At 70.7% G+C, this 14,322-nt stretch carries 19 protein-coding genes; 7 read left to right on the top strand and 12 right to left on the bottom strand.

The genetic code is table 11. The annotated features are described in order from the left end of the window. Positions 1–17: 17 nt before the first annotated feature. Complete coding sequence (locus E4T13_RS06520; protein ID WP_137177384.1) at positions 18–1,136, bottom strand: ISAs1 family transposase; 1,119 nt, start codon at positions 1,134–1,136, stop codon at positions 18–20. A 138-nt stretch (positions 1,137–1,274) separates the two neighbouring features. Between E4T13_RS06520 and guaA the strand changes: the two genes are divergently transcribed. Next, positions 1,275–2,858 (top strand): glutamine-hydrolyzing GMP synthase, encoded by a 1,584-nt coding sequence (guaA, locus tag E4T13_RS06515; protein WP_137177383.1) that lies wholly within the window; start codon positions 1,275–1,277, stop codon positions 2,856–2,858. A 6-nt stretch (positions 2,859–2,864) separates the two neighbouring features. Here guaA and E4T13_RS06510 read toward each other — a convergent pair whose 3' ends face one another. From E4T13_RS06510 to E4T13_RS06495, 4 genes are all read right to left on the bottom strand, one after another. Continuing rightward, complete coding sequence (locus E4T13_RS06510) at positions 2,865–3,275, bottom strand: type II toxin-antitoxin system VapC family toxin (RefSeq protein ID WP_137177382.1); 411 nt, start codon at positions 3,273–3,275, stop codon at positions 2,865–2,867. A gap of 8 nt (positions 3,276–3,283) precedes the next feature. After that, entirely contained in the window at positions 3,284–3,541 is a 258-nt protein-coding gene (locus E4T13_RS06505) for a type II toxin-antitoxin system Phd/YefM family antitoxin (protein ID WP_137177381.1), read from the bottom strand. 72 nt (positions 3,542–3,613) lie between these two features. Beyond that, positions 3,614–4,252: a PQQ-binding-like beta-propeller repeat protein gene (locus E4T13_RS06500; protein WP_137177380.1), complete on the bottom strand. Its 639-nt coding sequence runs from the start codon at positions 4,250–4,252 to the stop codon at positions 3,614–3,616. Between the two features lie 10 nt (positions 4,253–4,262). Next, positions 4,263–5,483 carry a helix-turn-helix domain-containing protein gene (locus tag E4T13_RS06495; protein WP_137177379.1) on the bottom strand — a complete coding sequence of 407 codons (1,221 nt, stop codon included), beginning with the start codon at positions 5,481–5,483 and terminating at the stop codon, positions 4,263–4,265. Positions 5,484–5,575: 92 nt separating this feature from the next. Here E4T13_RS06495 and E4T13_RS06490 point away from each other — a divergent pair, with 92 nt between their 5' ends. Together E4T13_RS06490 and E4T13_RS06485 are read left to right on the top strand one after the other, a co-directional pair. After that, positions 5,576–6,325: a DUF899 domain-containing protein gene (locus tag E4T13_RS06490; RefSeq protein WP_137177378.1), complete on the top strand. Its 750-nt coding sequence runs from the start codon at positions 5,576–5,578 to the stop codon at positions 6,323–6,325. Then, positions 6,303–6,554 carry a hypothetical protein gene (locus E4T13_RS06485; RefSeq protein ID WP_137177377.1) on the top strand — a complete coding sequence of 84 codons (252 nt, stop codon included), beginning with the start codon at positions 6,303–6,305 and terminating at the stop codon, positions 6,552–6,554. The genes E4T13_RS06490 and E4T13_RS06485 overlap by 23 nt, the downstream gene beginning before the upstream one ends. Here E4T13_RS06485 and E4T13_RS06480 read toward each other — a convergent pair. Further along, positions 6,514–7,044, bottom strand: a complete 531-nt coding sequence (locus E4T13_RS06480) for a flavin reductase family protein (RefSeq protein ID WP_240791005.1) — start codon at positions 7,042–7,044, stop codon at positions 6,514–6,516. The two genes, E4T13_RS06485 and E4T13_RS06480, sit on opposite strands and share 41 nt — an antisense overlap. Positions 7,045–7,135: 91 nt before the next feature. Here E4T13_RS06480 and ybaK point away from each other — a divergent pair, with 91 nt between their 5' ends. Next, positions 7,136–7,609, top strand: coding sequence for a Cys-tRNA(Pro) deacylase (ybaK, locus tag E4T13_RS06475; protein ID WP_137177375.1), 474 nt, complete (start codon positions 7,136–7,138; stop codon positions 7,607–7,609). Here the strand turns inward: ybaK and E4T13_RS06470 are convergent. The 3 genes from E4T13_RS06470 to E4T13_RS06460 are packed head-to-tail and all read right to left on the bottom strand — an operon-like array spanning position 7,606 to position 9,271. Further along, complete coding sequence (locus E4T13_RS06470; protein ID WP_137177374.1) at positions 7,606–8,013, bottom strand: GFA family protein; 408 nt, start codon at positions 8,011–8,013, stop codon at positions 7,606–7,608. The genes ybaK and E4T13_RS06470 overlap by 4 nt on opposite strands. 11 nt (positions 8,014–8,024) lie before the next feature. Continuing rightward, positions 8,025–8,684, bottom strand: a complete 660-nt coding sequence (locus tag E4T13_RS06465; RefSeq protein ID WP_137177373.1) for a glutathione S-transferase family protein — start codon at positions 8,682–8,684, stop codon at positions 8,025–8,027. 5 nt (positions 8,685–8,689) lie between these two features. Then, positions 8,690–9,271, bottom strand: a complete 582-nt coding sequence (locus E4T13_RS06460; protein ID WP_137177372.1) for a dihydrofolate reductase family protein — start codon at positions 9,269–9,271, stop codon at positions 8,690–8,692. 83 nt (positions 9,272–9,354) lie between these two features. On the opposite strand from E4T13_RS06460, the gene E4T13_RS06455 reads away from it, so the two are divergent. The 3 genes from E4T13_RS06455 (at position 9,355) to E4T13_RS06445 (ending at position 11,437) form a co-directional block, all read left to right on the top strand. Beyond that, positions 9,355–9,864 carry a helix-turn-helix domain-containing protein gene (locus E4T13_RS06455; protein WP_137177371.1) on the top strand — a complete coding sequence of 170 codons (510 nt, stop codon included), beginning with the start codon at positions 9,355–9,357 and terminating at the stop codon, positions 9,862–9,864. A gap of 31 nt (positions 9,865–9,895) precedes the next feature. Next, positions 9,896–10,246, top strand: a complete 351-nt coding sequence (locus tag E4T13_RS06450; protein ID WP_137177370.1) for an ArsC family reductase — start codon at positions 9,896–9,898, stop codon at positions 10,244–10,246. Positions 10,247–10,408: 162 nt separating this feature from the next. Beyond that, entirely contained in the window at positions 10,409–11,437 is a 1,029-nt protein-coding gene (locus tag E4T13_RS06445) for an amino acid ABC transporter substrate-binding protein (protein WP_137177369.1), read from the top strand. 69 nt (positions 11,438–11,506) lie between these two features. Here E4T13_RS06445 and E4T13_RS06440 read toward each other — a convergent pair whose 3' ends face one another. The 3 genes from E4T13_RS06440 to E4T13_RS06430 form a co-directional block, all read right to left on the bottom strand. After that, positions 11,507–12,487 carry a tripartite tricarboxylate transporter substrate binding protein gene (locus tag E4T13_RS06440; protein ID WP_137177368.1) on the bottom strand — a complete coding sequence of 327 codons (981 nt, stop codon included), beginning with the start codon at positions 12,485–12,487 and terminating at the stop codon, positions 11,507–11,509. A 47-nt stretch (positions 12,488–12,534) separates the two neighbouring features. Continuing rightward, positions 12,535–12,888, bottom strand: a complete 354-nt coding sequence (locus E4T13_RS06435) for a hypothetical protein (RefSeq protein WP_137177367.1) — start codon at positions 12,886–12,888, stop codon at positions 12,535–12,537. A gap of 122 nt (positions 12,889–13,010) precedes the next feature. After that, positions 13,011–14,003 carry a tripartite tricarboxylate transporter substrate binding protein gene (locus E4T13_RS06430; RefSeq protein WP_137177366.1) on the bottom strand — a complete coding sequence of 331 codons (993 nt, stop codon included), beginning with the start codon at positions 14,001–14,003 and terminating at the stop codon, positions 13,011–13,013. Positions 14,004–14,322 lie beyond the last annotated feature (319 nt).

The raw sequence follows: 14,322 nt of genomic DNA, 5'->3' as shown, positions 1-14,322 counted from the left end.
GGGGAATCGCTTGAAGGTCAGCGTGCTGTTCGTGTGACCAGTGCACGTAGGTAGTCGTGGTTCCAGGCTGCGGCCTTCCTGCGGCTCTTCAGGCTGTCCTTTCCGGCTGCGCCGCGCAGGAGGTTCATGGCCATGTGTTTGATGGTGGCCATGTTTTTTGGGCCGTGCAGGGTCCGCAGGCGCATCAGGTCGTCGTGGAAGACGACGTCGAGGACCCAGTGCAGGCGGTTCTCGATGCCCCAATGCGCCCGGACAGCACGCGCGAGGGTGCGCGGATCGAGGGGCAGGGAGGAGAGGAAGTAGCGGCGCGCGGTGGTGACGGTGCCGCGGCGCTCGACGGTGGCCTCGACCATGGCGATGGCCTTGAGGCCCGGGAAGCGCGGCTCCCCGGGGAAGCGCCGGTCGGTGGTCAGCCAGGCGACGTCGTGGCTGACATGGTGGCGGCGGGTTTCGATCCGGCCGTGGTCGGCGTCGACGGTCTCGAAGACCCGCGCCGTCGTGGCCTCTGGCGTCCTGAAGAACAGCGCGACCTCGCCGGCCAGGCTCGGCTGATTGTCCTTCAGGGCGAGGAGATAGTCGGCGCCGCGGTCGAGGATGGCCTGCGCGATCCTGGTCTGACAGCCGATGGCGTCGATGGTGACCAGCGCGCCGGCCAGGTGCAGCCGCTCGAGCAGCAGCGGGATGGCGGTGATCTCGTTGGACTTGCCGCCGACCGCCCGCTGCCCGAGCACCAGCCGCTGGCGGGTGGCCCAGGCGCTGACGACGTGCAGCGGGTGGTCCTCGCCGCGCCGCGACCGGCGCGAGGACTTGCCGTCGATGGCGACGATGTCGGGCTCGTCCTCGCGCAGCCCCTCGACCCAGGCGGCGAAGCAGGCACCGAACAGGTCGGGGTCAAGGGCGTTGATCACGTCGTTCAACGTGTCGTGCGACGGGATGCCGCGCCGGAACGGCAGCAGGGTGCGTAGGAAGCCGAGCTTCTCCCGCCCCCACAGCCGCACCTCGACGAAATCCTCCGCCCCGGCCAGCGTCGCGCACAGCACCAACAGCATCACCTCCGGCAGGGGGTAGAGCACCTTGCCGGGCTGCCGCGGGTCCTCCAGCGCCGAGAAGTGGTCCAGCAGCGACACGACAGCCATCGGGGGAGCCTCCAACACTGAGGCCTCCCATGATCCAGACTTCAGAGGGGACAGGAATCCCGACCGCCTTCAGGCGATTGCCCTGGGTAGGGGCGCTTCCCGCTTGCCCGCGGGGCGGGGCTGTGGTCATAGCCCGCCATGACGCCCCCCGCCGACTCCGCACCCGCCCAGCGCCACGAGCGCATCCTGATCCTCGATTTCGGCAGCCAGGTGACGCAGCTGATCGCGCGTCGCCTGCGCGAGACCGGCGTGTATTGCGAGATCTGGCCCTTCAACGCCGCCCCCGAGGCGCGCATCCGCGCCTTCGCGCCGAAGGGCATCATCCTGTCGGGCGGCCCGGCTTCCGTGACGGAGGGGGAGAGCCCCCGCGCGCCGGAGTATGTCTTCGCCTCCGGCCTGCCGGTCCTCGGCATCTGCTACGGGCAGCAGACCCTGGCGCATCAGCTCGGCGGCACGGTGGAGGGCGGGCATGCGCGGGAATTCGGCCGCGCCTTCATCGACGTGACCGGCGACTGCGCCATCACCCAGGGCGTCTGGGCGAAGGGCGCGCGCGAGCAGGTGTGGATGAGCCATGGCGATCGCATCACGCAATTGCCGCCGGGCTTCCGCGTGGTCGCCAGCAGCGAGGGCGCGCCCTTCGCGCTGATCGCCGATGATGCGCGCCACTACTACGGCACGATGTTCCATCCGGAGGTGGTCCACACGCCGCATGGCGCGCAGCTTCTGAAGAACTTCACGCATCTCGTCTGCGGCTGCACCGGCGACTGGACGATGGGCGCCTTCCGCGCGGAGATGGTCCAGAAAATCCGCGCGCAGGTCGGCGGCGGCCGCGTGGTGTGCGGGCTTTCCGGCGGCGTCGATTCCTCCGTCGCCGCGGTGCTGATCCATGAGGCGATCGGCGATCAGCTCACCTGCATCTATGTCGATCACGGGCTGATGCGGTCGGGCGAGAGCGAGCAGGTCGTCGCCACCTTCCGCGACCGCTTCAACATCCGTCTGATCCACCGCGACGCGTCCGACCTGTTCCTCGGCCAGCTCTCCGGCGTGACGGACCCCGAGCAGAAGAGAAAAATCATCGGGCGGCTGTTCATCGAGGTGTTCGAGGAGGAGCAGAACAAGCTCGGCGGCGCTGACTTCCTGGCGCAGGGCACGCTGTATCCCGACGTGATCGAGAGCGTTTCGGCCACCGGCGGGCCGAGCGTGACCATCAAGTCGCACCACAATGTCGGCGGCCTGCCCGAGGGCATGCGCATGACGCTGGTGGAGCCGCTGCGCGAGCTGTTCAAGGACGAGGTGCGCGCGCTGGGCCGGGAGCTTGCGATCCCCGAGGCCATCGTCGGCCGCCATCCCTTCCCGGGGCCGGGCCTGGCCATCCGCATCCCCGGCGAGGTCACGCGCGACACGGCCGACCTGCTGCGCAGGGTGGACAGCATCTACCTGGAGGAGATCCGCACGGCCGGGCTGTACGACGCGATCTGGCAGGCCTTCGCGGTGCTGCTGCCGGTGCGCACGGTGGGCGTGATGGGCGACGGCCGCACTTACGACCAGGCCTGCGCGCTGCGCGCGGTGACGAGCACGGACGGCATGACGGCGGATGTCTATCCGTTCAGCATGGAGTTCCTGTCGCGCGTGGCGAACCGCATCGTGAACGAGGTGCGCGGGATCAACCGCGTGACCTACGACATCACGAGCAAGCCGCCGGGGACGATCGAGTGGGAATGAGGGCGATTACGCTGCTGGCTTGAAGGGGTTCAGGACCCGCACGTCAAACCGGACGAAATCCTTCGTGTTCCGCGTCACGACCGTTAGCCCGTGCCGCAACCCAGTCGCCGCGATCAGCGCGTCCTCGATCAGGGCCGCGGTCTTTCCGTGCATGAGGCGCGCCCAGATTCGGAACGTCTCGGCATCCAGGGCCAGGACGTTGAGGCCGGTGGCCACCTGATCGAGCCAGGCCTCGATCTCCGCCGCCTTTGCCGCGTCCTGCGCCCGCGTGATCTCGATGCCGGCCTGGATCTCCCCGATCGTGACGGCGGAGAGGTGCAGATCCGTCTCTGGAACGCCTTCGATCCAGGCCAGCACCGCGCCATGCGGGCGCGGCTTGCGCAGTTCCGAGACGACGTTGGTGTCGAGCAGATACACCCTGTCGCTCAGCCGAGATCGGGCGGCGTGCGGCGCTGCGCGCGGCCGCGTGTCGGCAGCGGCAGCGGGCCGCGCGGGCCGGGGCCGAGAAGAAGGGCCTTCAGGCCCGGCCGCGCGGCCTGTTGCAGCCGGCGCCATTCCGCCATGGGCACCAGCACCGCCGTCTCGGCACCGCGACGCGTCACCACCTGCGGGCCATCGGCAAGGCAGGTGTCAAGCAGTTCGGAGAAGCGCGCCTTGGCGTCCTGCACGGGCCAGCTCGGCATGGTCAGATCCCGCAAAGTGACTAGTCCGATAACTAGTCGCTTTGACCCTCGGCGGCAAGGCAGGCCCGCGCCTCACCCCCTCCGCGGCCGCCGCACCGCACGCACCTTCCCGCTGCGCCCGCCGCCGCAGAAGAAGCGCTCCGCGCCGTCGCTTTCCAGGCCGGAAATGCCGGTGCCTTCCGGCATGACGATGCGCTCCTGCACGGCGCCGCTCTCCGGGTCGATGCGGCGCAGCTCACTCTCCTCGCCTTCCCAGGTGCCATGCCACAGCGCGCCCTCCACCCAGGTCACGCCGGTGACCATGCGGTCGGAGGCGATGCTGCGCAGGATGGTGCCGGTCTCGGGGTCCACCTGGTGGATGCGGCGGCCGCGATAATCGCCGACCCAGAGCGAGCCCTCCGCCCAGGCCATGCCCGAATCGCCGCCGCCTGCCGGCGCGGGAATGGTCGCGAGGACCTCGCCGGTGGCGGGGTCGATCTTCCGGATGCGGTCCTCGCCGATCTGGAACAGGTGCCGCCCGTCGAAGGCGGTGCCGGCATGGGCGGGCACGGCGATGCTGCGCGCCACCTGCCCGCTCTCGGGGTCCAGCGCGTTCAGCGTCTCGCCGGCGGCGAACCAGACGTGGTGGCCGTCGAAGGTGACGCCGGCGACCTGCTCGACCTCGGGGAAGGGACCGTAGTCCCGGATGATGTCTGCGTCGAATGTGCTCATGCCCCCGACCCTAGTCGCCCGGCAGCAGCGGCGGGAGCAACAAGCGTGTCGCGAGTCCCGGCATCGGCGGCGTGATCCAGCGCCGCGCGCGGCCGCTGCCGATGGCGCTGGCCTTGCCCTGCTCCGCCAGCGCCTCCAGCCCGCGCTGCACGCTGCGCTGGCTGGCGCCGAGCGCCAGCGCAAGGGCGGAGCTGGACCAGGCCTCGCCATCGGCAAGCAGCGCCAGCAGCGCGGCCTGCGCCTCCTCCACCGGCCGCGCGAGCACCACCACGTCGCGCCCCACCTCCGGCAGCAGCAGGAAGCCGTCGCGCGTCGCGCGGATGCCGGCGAGGGGACGCAGCGCGGTGCGGAGCCGCGCGATCTCCACGCGCAGCCGCGCGCGGTGGGACTCGTCCGCCTCCTTGCCGCGGAAGGCGTGGCGGATCAGGGCGTGGCGCGGCGCGTCGGCGGGCCAGGCCTCGGCCAGCGCGCGCAGCAGCGCGAACAGCACCGGCCGGCGCGCAAGCGCCACGGTGACGCCCTCGGCCCGCGCGGCATTGCGGGCGGCATCCACGACGAGGGCAGGGGAGGCCAGCAGCGCCTCCACCCCGGCCAGGGTGAGCGCGCGCTCCGTGCCGCGCGTGAGCAGCCGCGCCGCCGGCGCCTTGAGGAGCCGCGCCGCCTGCTCGACCTCCGCGGACAAGGCGGGAATGCCGGCGCGTCGCGCGGCCTGCGTGGCGTCCCGCAGCGCGGCGCGGGCAGGCCCGGCGCGCAGGCGCCGCATCGCGAGCCCGGCACGCGCCAGCGCATGGGCGGCGCGCAGCGCGGGCGGCAGGGCTGACGCATTGCTCGCATCCAGCGTGCTCTCCGCCGCGTCGAGCCGGCCGAGCAGCAGCAGGCGGCGCGCCGCCAGGATCCGGGCATGCGCCGCATTCGCGGCATCGCCGCGCGCGTCCAGCACCGCGCGCGCGGCGTCCAGCGCACGGGCGGGAAAGGCCAGCTCGCGCGCGGCCAGCGCGATCTCGGCTTCCGCGACGACGCAGCGCGCGCGGGCGACGGCCTCGCGCGGACCGAAGGCGCGGGCGGCGCGGCGCACCAGATGCTTCGCGCGCGGCAGGTCCCCGAGCTGCGCCATCGCGATGCCGCGCAGGGCCAGCGCCGGCGCATCCTCGCGCAGCGCAACGCGGTTCAGCGCGCCGATGGGATCGCCGGCGGCGAGCGCACGCGCGGCGGCGGTGATCAGCGAGTCCACGGCAGCAATCGCGCCACGCTTGTCACTCCCCGTCCCGGCGCCGGCCTCCCCACTCTAGCGCACGGCACGACGCCGCAAACGGAGACACCACCATGACCCATGCCACCGGAACCCGGGAGGATTGGCTCGCCGCCCGCATCGGCCTGCTGGAGGCGGAGAAGGCGCTGACGCGGCAAGGCGATGCGCTGGCCGTGCAGCGCCAGGCGCTGCCCTGGGTGCGCATCGACAAGCCCTACCGCTTCGACACCGCCGACGGCGCGGCGACGCTGAAGGACCTGTTCCGCGGGCGTTCGCAGCTTCTGGTCTATCACTTCATGTTCGGGCCGGACTACGAGGCGGGCTGCCCCTCCTGCACGATGATCGCGGAGGGGTTCAACGGTTTCGCCCGTCACCTGCCGCATCATGACGTGATGTTCTGGGCGGTCTCGCGCGCGCCACTGCCGAGGCTGCAGGCCTATGCGCGGCGGATGGGCTGGAGCTTCCCCTGGGCATCCTCCGGCGGCAGCGACTTCAATGCCGACTTCAGCGTCTGGTTCAGCGCGGCCGAGCAGCGCGATGGCATCGAGTACAACTACCGCCGCGAGCCGCCTTTCCAGGGTGCAGGTGGCCCCGCCGCCGCAATGGCGGCAAGCTCCGGCACCGATACCGCGACCTATCTGCGGGACCGTCCGGGAATGAGCGCCTTCGCGCTGCAGGACGGCGCGGTGCATCACACCTACGCCACCTATTCGCGCGGCGTGGACGCGCTGTGGGGCATGTATCCATGGCTGGATCGTGCGCCGCTGGGACGGAACGAGACCGGCATCTGGTGGCGCCGCCATGACGAATACGATGCGGCGTGACGGCGCGGCGCGCGCGGCGCGGTGGCTGAGGCTGGCGGCCGCGCCCTGCTTCGCGATGCTGGCGCTTCTGGCCGCGCTGCGGCCGGAAGCGCCGCTGGATGCGCTCTGCGGCGGAGGCGATCTCGACGGCATGGCGGCGATGTACCTGCTGATGAGCGTCTTCCATCTGCCGGCCTGGCTTGTGGCGCTCAGCCCAGCATCTCCGGACGGAACAGCGATTTCCGGCTGATGGTGCGACCCGCGACCATGAACACGCCGTCGCCGGTGTAGTGCAGCGTCTGCGGGTGTTTCGGGGAGGGTGCAACATGCGCCTTCACCACCTCGAAGACGAACAGGTTGTAGCGCTTCACCAGCGCGGCGTCGTGCAGGCGGCATTCGAAGCAGGCATGGCATTCGCGGATCAGCGGTGCGGCCACCGCGCTGGCTGGTTCCGGCGTAAGGCCGAAGGCGGCGAATTTGTCGGTGGTCGCGCCGCTGCAATTGCCGATGCGCACGACCGTGTCGGTCAGCGCCGTGGTCGGCAGGTTGATGACGCATTCGCGGCTGGCGCGGATCATGCCGAAGCTGTGGTTGCCCTGCGCGATCATCAGGCCGACCAGCGAGGGCGAGAATTCCAGCACGACGTGCCAGCCCAGCGTCATGACGTTGCTTCGCCCGCGCCAGTGCGAGGAGACCAGCACGATCGGCCCCGGCTCCAGGTAGCGGCGCACCTGGTGCACGGGGAAGTCGCGCTTGCGGGGGGGCCTGCGCCATGCCGCGTCTCCTGCTTGTCCTGGGGCGGAAGGCGGGACTATGACGCGCGGGACCGCCATGTCGAAAGCGACCCGCGCGACGACCGCCTTGGCCAGGGCCGGCGTCGCCTTCACGATTCACGCCTATGCGTACGATCCGCATGCGCCGAGCATCGGGTTGCAGGCGGCGGCCGCGCTGGGCGAGGACCCCGCGCGCGTGCTGAAGACCTTGATGGCGCTGGTGGATGGCAAGCCCGCCTGCGTGATCGTGCCCTCCGACAGGGAGGTCTCGATGAAGCGTCTCGCCGCGGCCTTCGGCGGCAAGTCGGCGGAGATGATGAAGCCGGCGGAGGCCGAGCGGATCACCGGCTACAAGGTCGGCGGCATCAGCCCCTTCGGCCAGATGCGCCCGGCGCGCGCCGCGATGGAGGAGACGGCGCTGGCGCATCCGCAGGTCTACATGAATGGCGGGCAGCGTGGCCTGCAAGTGCGGCTGGCGCCGCGCGATGCGGCGGCGCTGCTGAAGGCGGTGGTGGCGCCTGTGGTAGTCTAGGCAGGCAGGCCGTCGAAGCGCGGGGCATCCCTCAGCCCGTCCTCCCACGCCGCGCGGCTGGCCATGCAGATGTGCGCGGTCGGCTTCACCGTCACCGGGCTGTCCAGGCTGCCGGCGGGAACGATCACCATGCCTTCCGCCGCCATCATGCGCGGCAGTGCCGAGCCGCAGCGGGCGCAGAAACTGCGCGTGTGCCGCGTGCCCGGCAGTTCGTAGTGTCGCACCATCTCCTCGCCCGAAAGCCAGGTGACGCGCGCGCCGGGAGCGAAGAGGTTCGCGCCATGCGCCGAGCCGGTGCCCTTCCGGCAGCGCGAACAGTGGCAGAGGTAGAAGCGGTCAAACTCGCCCTGGACCTCGAAGCGCACGGCCTGACACAAACAGGTACCCTGGGACCGGTCGGTCATCGCGTCGCTCCTCAATCCCGGCCGGGGTCGCCGAGTGGGAAGAGGTGGCGGTACGGCCGCGCCTCGTCCAGCGCCCGCGCATAGGATGGGCGCGCGAGCAGCCGGGCGCGGTAGCCGCGCAGCCGGGTGCAGCGTTGCGGGATCGGCTCGGCCCAGTCGGCGTAGAGCAGGGCAGGGGCGGCGCCGCAGTCCGCCAGGGTGAAGTCCGCGCCAGCCGCCCAGTTTCGGCCGGCCAGCCTTTCCTCAAGCCAGTCATAGGTCGTGTGCAGCATGCGGCGCGCGTGCTGCACGCCGTAGGCATCCCGGACGCCTTCGGGCCGTATCGCGTCGAAGACCATCTTCTGCACCGGCGTCATCAGGTCGTTGTCCACGACACGGTCGAACAGCCGCACCTCCATGGCTGCGTCGGCGTCCTCCGGGATGAAGCGCACGACGCCGGGATGGCGGCGGTCGAGATGCTCGATGATCAGGCTCGCTTCCGGCACTACGCGCTCGCCATCCACCAGAACGGGGAAGCGGCGGAAGCGCCAGAGCGCGCGCAGCGCCGCGGCGTCCGCCTCGTCGCCGAGGTTCACGGCGCGAAAGGTGAAGGGCGTGGCGTTTTCATAGAGCGCCACCAGCGCCTTCTGGCAGTAGGCGGAGAAGGGATGGGCAAAGAGGGTAAGGGCCATCGCGTTCAGGCCTGTCGCATGCGCCGGTAGCGCAGGATCACGGAACCCACATCGAGCGGTCGCGCCTCGATCAGCGCCATCGCCGCCTCCGGCCTGCCGTCGCGGAAGAAGCGCTCCCCATCGCCGAGCAGGTGCGGCGTGATCATCAGCCAGAGCTCGTCCACCAGATCGCGCCGGATGAGGCTGTCGGCGAGGCCGCCGCCGCCGAAGGCGAAGATGTCGCCGCCGGCGACGTCACGCTTCAGCGCCGCAACCTCGGCCGCAAGGTCCGGGCCTGCGAGGCGCGCATTCCATCCCGGGTCGCCCTGCAGCGTGGTGGAGACGACGGTCTTGGGAAGCGCGTTCATCTGGCCCGCATAGGCGATGCCGGCAGCGACGCTGGTCGGATCGGTCGCCGCGGGTTCCCAGAAGCCCTTGTTGAACAGGAAGTTCACGCGGCCATAGAGCAGGTGCCGGGCACGCTTCATGGCGGCGAGGGACCATTCGCGCTCGACCTCCTCGGACCAGGGGGGCGGGGCGAATACGCCGCCGCGCTTCACGAAATACCCGTCCAGGCTGGTGAAGATGGACAGGACCAGGTCGGCCATCGCGTTCCTCCCGCGTCTCCGGAGCCGATTGCGAAACGCAAGCGGTAGCGTTCTGCGCCGACCGATCCTAAATTGCAACCGGTATGTCCCGCCCCCTCGCCGAGAATCAGGCACCGCGTTCCGGCTGTCCCATCAACCTCACGCTGGAGGTGCTGGGGGACCGCTGGAGCCTGATCGTCATCCGCGACATCATCTTCGGCGATCGCCGGCATTTCCGGACCCTGCTGCAAGGCTCGGAGGAGGGGATCGCCTCCAACATCCTGGCGGATCGGCTGAAGCGGCTGGTCGCGGCGGGGGTTCTGACGCGGCGGGACGATCCGACGCACCGGCAGAAGGGAATCTACAGCCTGACGGAAGCGGGCATCCAGTTGCTGCCGGTGCTGGCGCAGCTTGCCGCCTGGGGACGGCGGCACACCCCGGCGACGCCGGCGCTGTCCATCCGGGCGCAATTGCTGGAGGAGGGCGGACCGTCGCTCTGGGCAGAGTTCATGCAGGAGTTGCGGCACCGGCATCTCGGCGCTGCGGATCCGGGCACGGATGTGCTGGGCCGGCTGACCGCCGCCTATCGCGCGCTGCGCGCGGAATCGGCGTAGGCTGGCGCTCGAGACAGGCGGAGCTTGCATCGTGCCGGACAGCGTCATCATCCACGGTATCAGGAACTGCGACACGATGAAGAAGGCGCGGGCCTGGCTCGAGGCGCGCGGCATCGCGCATGCATTCCACGACTACAAGACTGCCGGGCTGGAGCGCGGGATGCTGGAGCGCTGGGTGAAGGAGGTCGGCTGGGAGAGGCTGCTGAACCGGGCCGGCACCTCCTTCCGCAAGCTGCCCGATGCCGAGAAGGCCGACCTGGACGAGTCCAAGGCCGTGGCCCTGATGCTCGCCAACCCGTCCCTGGTGAAGCGCCCCGTCCTGTCTGCCAAGGGCCAGTTGGCCGTCGGTTTCTCCCCCGACCAGTACGAGCGCATCTTCTGAACGCAGGGGTCCGGGGACGATCATCGTCCCCGGCGGGGTTTGCGGGGCGGAGCCCCGCGTCGTTGCGGCGTTCTACCTCCCCCCTTGCCCTTCCCGCGCCGCGCGCCAAGAATCGTTGCGGGCGCCGCCATGGGGCAGCGCATCCAACGGGAGAGCTTTCGCATGCGTCTGGCCAAACTTGGCGCCCTGCTCGGCGCCGCCCTTTTCGGTGCGGGCGTCGCCGCGCCTGCATTTGCGCAGCCCGCGGCTGACACGGTCGCGTCGGTCCGCCAGCGCGGGCAGCTGATCTGCACCGTCTCGCCCTCCACCGTCGGCTTCTCGCTGCCGGACAGCCAGGGCGTGTGGCGCGGCATCGACGTGGATTACTGCCGCGCCGTGGCGGCCGCGATCTTCGGCGACGGCAACCGCATCCGCATCACGCCCTCCTCCACGCAGCAGCGCTTTACCATGCTGCAGTCGGGCGAGGTGGACCTGATCGTGCGGACCACGACCTGGACGCTGGCGCGCGAAGCCTCGCTCGGCCTGCTCTTCGCCGGCATCAACGTCTATGACGGCCAGGGCTTCATGGTGCATCGCGACAGCGGCGTGACCTCCGCCCGCCAGCTGGATGGCGCCACGGTCTGCGTGCAGCCGGGCACCACGACGGAGCTCAACCTGGCCGACTATTTCCGCGCCAACAACCTGCGCTACACGCCGGTGGTGATCGAAAGCGTGGAGGAGGTGCGCAGCGCCTTCATCAACCGCCGCTGCGACGTGTACACCAATGACAGTTCCTCGCTGGCGTCCTTTGCGGCGAGCCAGGGTGCCAATGCGGGCCGTTACCTGCTGCTGCCGGAGATCATCTCCAAGGAGCCGCTCGGGCCGGCGGTGCGCAAGGGCGATGCGCGCTTCTTCGACATCGTGCGCTGGACGCATTTCGCGCTGCTGACTGCCGAGGAGATGGGCATCACCCAGGCCAATGTGGACAGCTTCCTGACCAGCAACAATCCGGACATCCAGCGCTTCGTCGGGCGGACCGGCGATCTCGGCCGCATGCTGGGCCTGGAGAACGACTGGGCGGTGAAGGTGATCCGCGCCGTCGGCAACTACGGCGAGATCTGGGAGCGCAACATGACGCCGATCGGCTTCCCGCGCGGCGTCAACAACCTCTGGACCAAGGGCGGGCTGCAATACGCGCCGCCGATGCGCTGAGCTGACGGAGGCGAGGGCTCTGCCCTCGCGCTCCCGCCGGGGAGCCCGAGGCTCCCCGGCCCCCTGCCTTCAATCGGCGCGGGCGCCGCTGGCCTGGACCAGCGGGACCCAGAGGGCGATTTCCGACTTCAGGAAGTCGCTGAAGCGCTCCGGGCTCCAGCCGCGCATCGCGGGCGTGCCCATCTCGTCGAAGCGACGGCCAATCGCGGGATCGGCCAGCGCCTGTTCGATGGCGGCGGCCATGCGCGCGACGATCGGCTGCGGCGTGCCGGCCGGGCCATAGATGCCGTACCAGGAATACGCCTTGTAGTCGCCAAGCCCGACCTCCCGCGCGGTCGGCACCTCCGGCGCGTGCGGGCTGCGCTCGTCGGTCGCGACGAACATCAGCTTCGCGGTGCCGGCGCGATGGAACGGCGCGAGGATGGAGGGGATGTCGCTGGTGAAGGCGATCTCGCCCTGCTGCAGCGCCAGGTAGGTCTGGCCGGGATTGCGATAGGGCACGTGCTCCGCCGTCGCGCCGATGCGGGAGAGGAAGGCGGAGGAGGCGATGTGCCCGCTGGTGCCGGCGCCCGCGCTGCCATAGCTGTATTTGCCGGGATTGGCCTTCAGTAGCGCGATGAAGGCGGCCGCGTCGTTTACGCCGAGCTTCGTCGAGGCGGCCATGCCGATCGGGATGAACACCGTCGGCGCGATGCCGACGAAGTCGCGGACGGGATCGTAGGGCAGGCGCGACCCGTAGAGCGGGATCGCCAGCGCCATGTTGGAGACGGTGGCAAGCAGGAAGGTCTCGCCATTCGGCGGCTGCTTCGCGACATAGTCCGCGCCGAGCGTGCCGCCGGCACCGGGCCGGTTCTCCACCACCACGGGCTGGCCCAGGATCTCCGAAAGCTTCGGCGCCAGCACGCGGGTGGTGATGTCGGTGCCGCCGCCGGTGCCGAAGGCGACGACGATCCGGATCGGTCGTGTCGGCCAGGCGCCCTGGCCGAGCGCCGGCGCGGCAAGGCCTGCAAGCGGCAGCGCGAGCGCGCCGCGTCGGGTGAACTGCGTCATGTCGGGGTCCTCCTGCGGCGCATCAAAGCGCATCGGAGGACGGGGCGCTATTCTGTCGGGGGCGGGACCACCGGCAGGGCGGGGCGGTAAGGCTCCACCGTCACGGCTTCCTGCCGCATCACTGCGACCCTGTCGCGCGTGGCGAGCCGCGTGCTGCCATCGGGCGCGCGGCCGACGGCGTAGCGCCAGGCGGTGACCTGCCCGGCCTCGGCGATGCGCCGCGCGATGCGCTCCACCTCTGGCCCGCTGCCGAGGGCGGCAAGCTGCTGCGGCGTGAAGCCGAGCAGCACCTCGCCGCGCTGGGTGCGCACCTGGAAGAGCTGGACGGCGGGCGAGGCCTGGGCGCCGGCGCGGGTGGCGGCGAGGACGGGCAGGGCGGCGAGAAGGAAGCGGCGATGCATGGCGGTGTCTCCGTGCTGCGGGTGGGCGGAGACTGCGCGCGGCAGGTTGCACGCGGATGTTGCGCGATGCGCGCATGTTGCCGGGCGGTTTCGCCGCCCGGTGCCATGCGGCGCGCCGCCGATCACTCGCGGATGTTGAGGCTGCGCACCAGCGGCGCCCACATGGCGTTCTCCTCCCGCACGAAGGTGGCGAAGCGTTCCGGCGTCCAGCCGCGCATCACCGGCGTGCCGGCCTGCTCGAAGCGGGCGATCATCGCGGGGTCGGAGACGGCCTGCTCCACCGCCGCGGCCATGCGGTCCACGATGGGACGCGGCAGGCCCGGCGGGCCGAAGAAGCCGAACCAGGAATAGGCCTTGTATTCCGGCATGCCGGCTTCGCGCGCCGTCGGCACGTCCGGCAGCAGGCTGCTGCGCTCATCGGTCGCCATGAACAGCACGCGCGCGGTGCCGGCCTCGTGGAAGGGCTTCAGCAGGGCGGAGATGTCGCAGCAATAGTGGATCTCGCCGCTGTTCAGCGCGGCGAAGACCTGCCCGCCGCCGCGATAAGGCACATGCACCGTCTCCGCGCCAACCTTGATGGCGAAGGTCGCGGCGGCGATGTGGCCGGAGGAGCCGACGCCGGAACTGCCGAACTGGTACTTTCCCGGGTTGGCGCGGATCAGGTCGACGAATTCCTGCGCGGTGCGGACGTTCAGGCCCTTGGTCGTCACCGCGAGGCCGATCGGCACGAAGACGGCCGGCGCGATCGGGGTGAGGTCGCGCACCGGATCGAACGGCATCGGCGCCGGCAGGCCAGGCGCGAGCCCGATGGGGGACAGCGTGGACTGCACCAGGATGTCGCCGTTGGGCGGCGACTTCGCGACATAGTCGGTGCCGACCACGCCGCCGGCGCCCGGCCGGTTCTCCACCACCACAGGCTGGCCGAGGATTTCCGACAGCTTCGGGGCGAGGATCCGCAGCGTCACATCGGAGCCGCCGCCGGGGCCGAAGGGCACGACGATGCGCACCGGGCGCGTCGGCCAGGCGGGCTGGGCGCGCGCGGGGTGGGTGAGCAGGGTGGCCGCGGGGGCGGCCGCGAGCAGGGAGCGGCGGGGAAGCGGCGTGCAAAGGCGCATCGTGTTCTCTCCGGTTGGGCGGGCGATCTTCCGTCCTGCGATGCCGCCCGCCAACCCATCGCGACGACGCGCTGTCGCGGCGCCCCCGCACGGATCGTCGCCGGCCGCGGGAGGAGGGTGAACAGGCTGTGAATAACGAGGACATCGGGGATGGAATGAGAAGGGCCCTTCCGCCGCGGGGCCTGCGCATGGTCCAAGGGGGAGGCGGGCTGCGGTGAAGCAGGCGGTGCGCGCGACCTCGGCCGATCAGGCGGATTGGCGCTTGCGTTTTAACGAACGAAACGGGAACATGGGCTGGTTAGGTCGGGGTTGCGGGAAA

The sequence above is a fragment of the Roseomonas sp. AR75 genome (assembly GCF_005222815.1).
GTDB lineage: Bacteria > Pseudomonadota > Alphaproteobacteria > Acetobacterales > Acetobacteraceae > Falsiroseomonas.
This window is presented reverse-complemented; position numbering and strand designations above follow the sequence as displayed.

Coding starts and splice junctions, on each gene's coding strand:
- E4T13_RS06520 (WP_137177384.1), bottom strand. CDS start 1,136: ATGGCTGTCGTGTCGCTGCTGGACCACTTCTCGGCGCTGGAGGACCCG.
- guaA (WP_137177383.1), top strand. CDS start 1,275: ATGACGCCCCCCGCCGACTCCGCACCCGCCCAGCGCCACGAGCGCATC.
- E4T13_RS06505 (WP_137177381.1), bottom strand. CDS start 3,541: ATGCCGAGCTGGCCCGTGCAGGACGCCAAGGCGCGCTTCTCCGAACTG.
- E4T13_RS06500 (WP_137177380.1), bottom strand. CDS start 4,252: ATGAGCACATTCGACGCAGACATCATCCGGGACTACGGTCCCTTCCCC.
- E4T13_RS06490 (WP_137177378.1), top strand. CDS start 5,576: ATGACCCATGCCACCGGAACCCGGGAGGATTGGCTCGCCGCCCGCATC.
- E4T13_RS06485 (WP_137177377.1), top strand. CDS start 6,303: ATGACGAATACGATGCGGCGTGACGGCGCGGCGCGCGCGGCGCGGTGG.
- ybaK (WP_137177375.1), top strand. CDS start 7,136: ATGTCGAAAGCGACCCGCGCGACGACCGCCTTGGCCAGGGCCGGCGTC.
- E4T13_RS06470 (WP_137177374.1), bottom strand. CDS start 8,013: ATGACCGACCGGTCCCAGGGTACCTGTTTGTGTCAGGCCGTGCGCTTC.
- E4T13_RS06465 (WP_137177373.1), bottom strand. CDS start 8,684: ATGGCCCTTACCCTCTTTGCCCATCCCTTCTCCGCCTACTGCCAGAAG.
- E4T13_RS06460 (WP_137177372.1), bottom strand. CDS start 9,271: ATGGCCGACCTGGTCCTGTCCATCTTCACCAGCCTGGACGGGTATTTC.
- E4T13_RS06455 (WP_137177371.1), top strand. CDS start 9,355: ATGTCCCGCCCCCTCGCCGAGAATCAGGCACCGCGTTCCGGCTGTCCC.
- E4T13_RS06445 (WP_137177369.1), top strand. CDS start 10,409: ATGCGTCTGGCCAAACTTGGCGCCCTGCTCGGCGCCGCCCTTTTCGGT.
- E4T13_RS06440 (WP_137177368.1), bottom strand. CDS start 12,487: ATGACGCAGTTCACCCGACGCGGCGCGCTCGCGCTGCCGCTTGCAGGC.
- E4T13_RS06435 (WP_137177367.1), bottom strand. CDS start 12,888: ATGCATCGCCGCTTCCTTCTCGCCGCCCTGCCCGTCCTCGCCGCCACC.
- E4T13_RS06430 (WP_137177366.1), bottom strand. CDS start 14,003: ATGCGCCTTTGCACGCCGCTTCCCCGCCGCTCCCTGCTCGCGGCCGCC.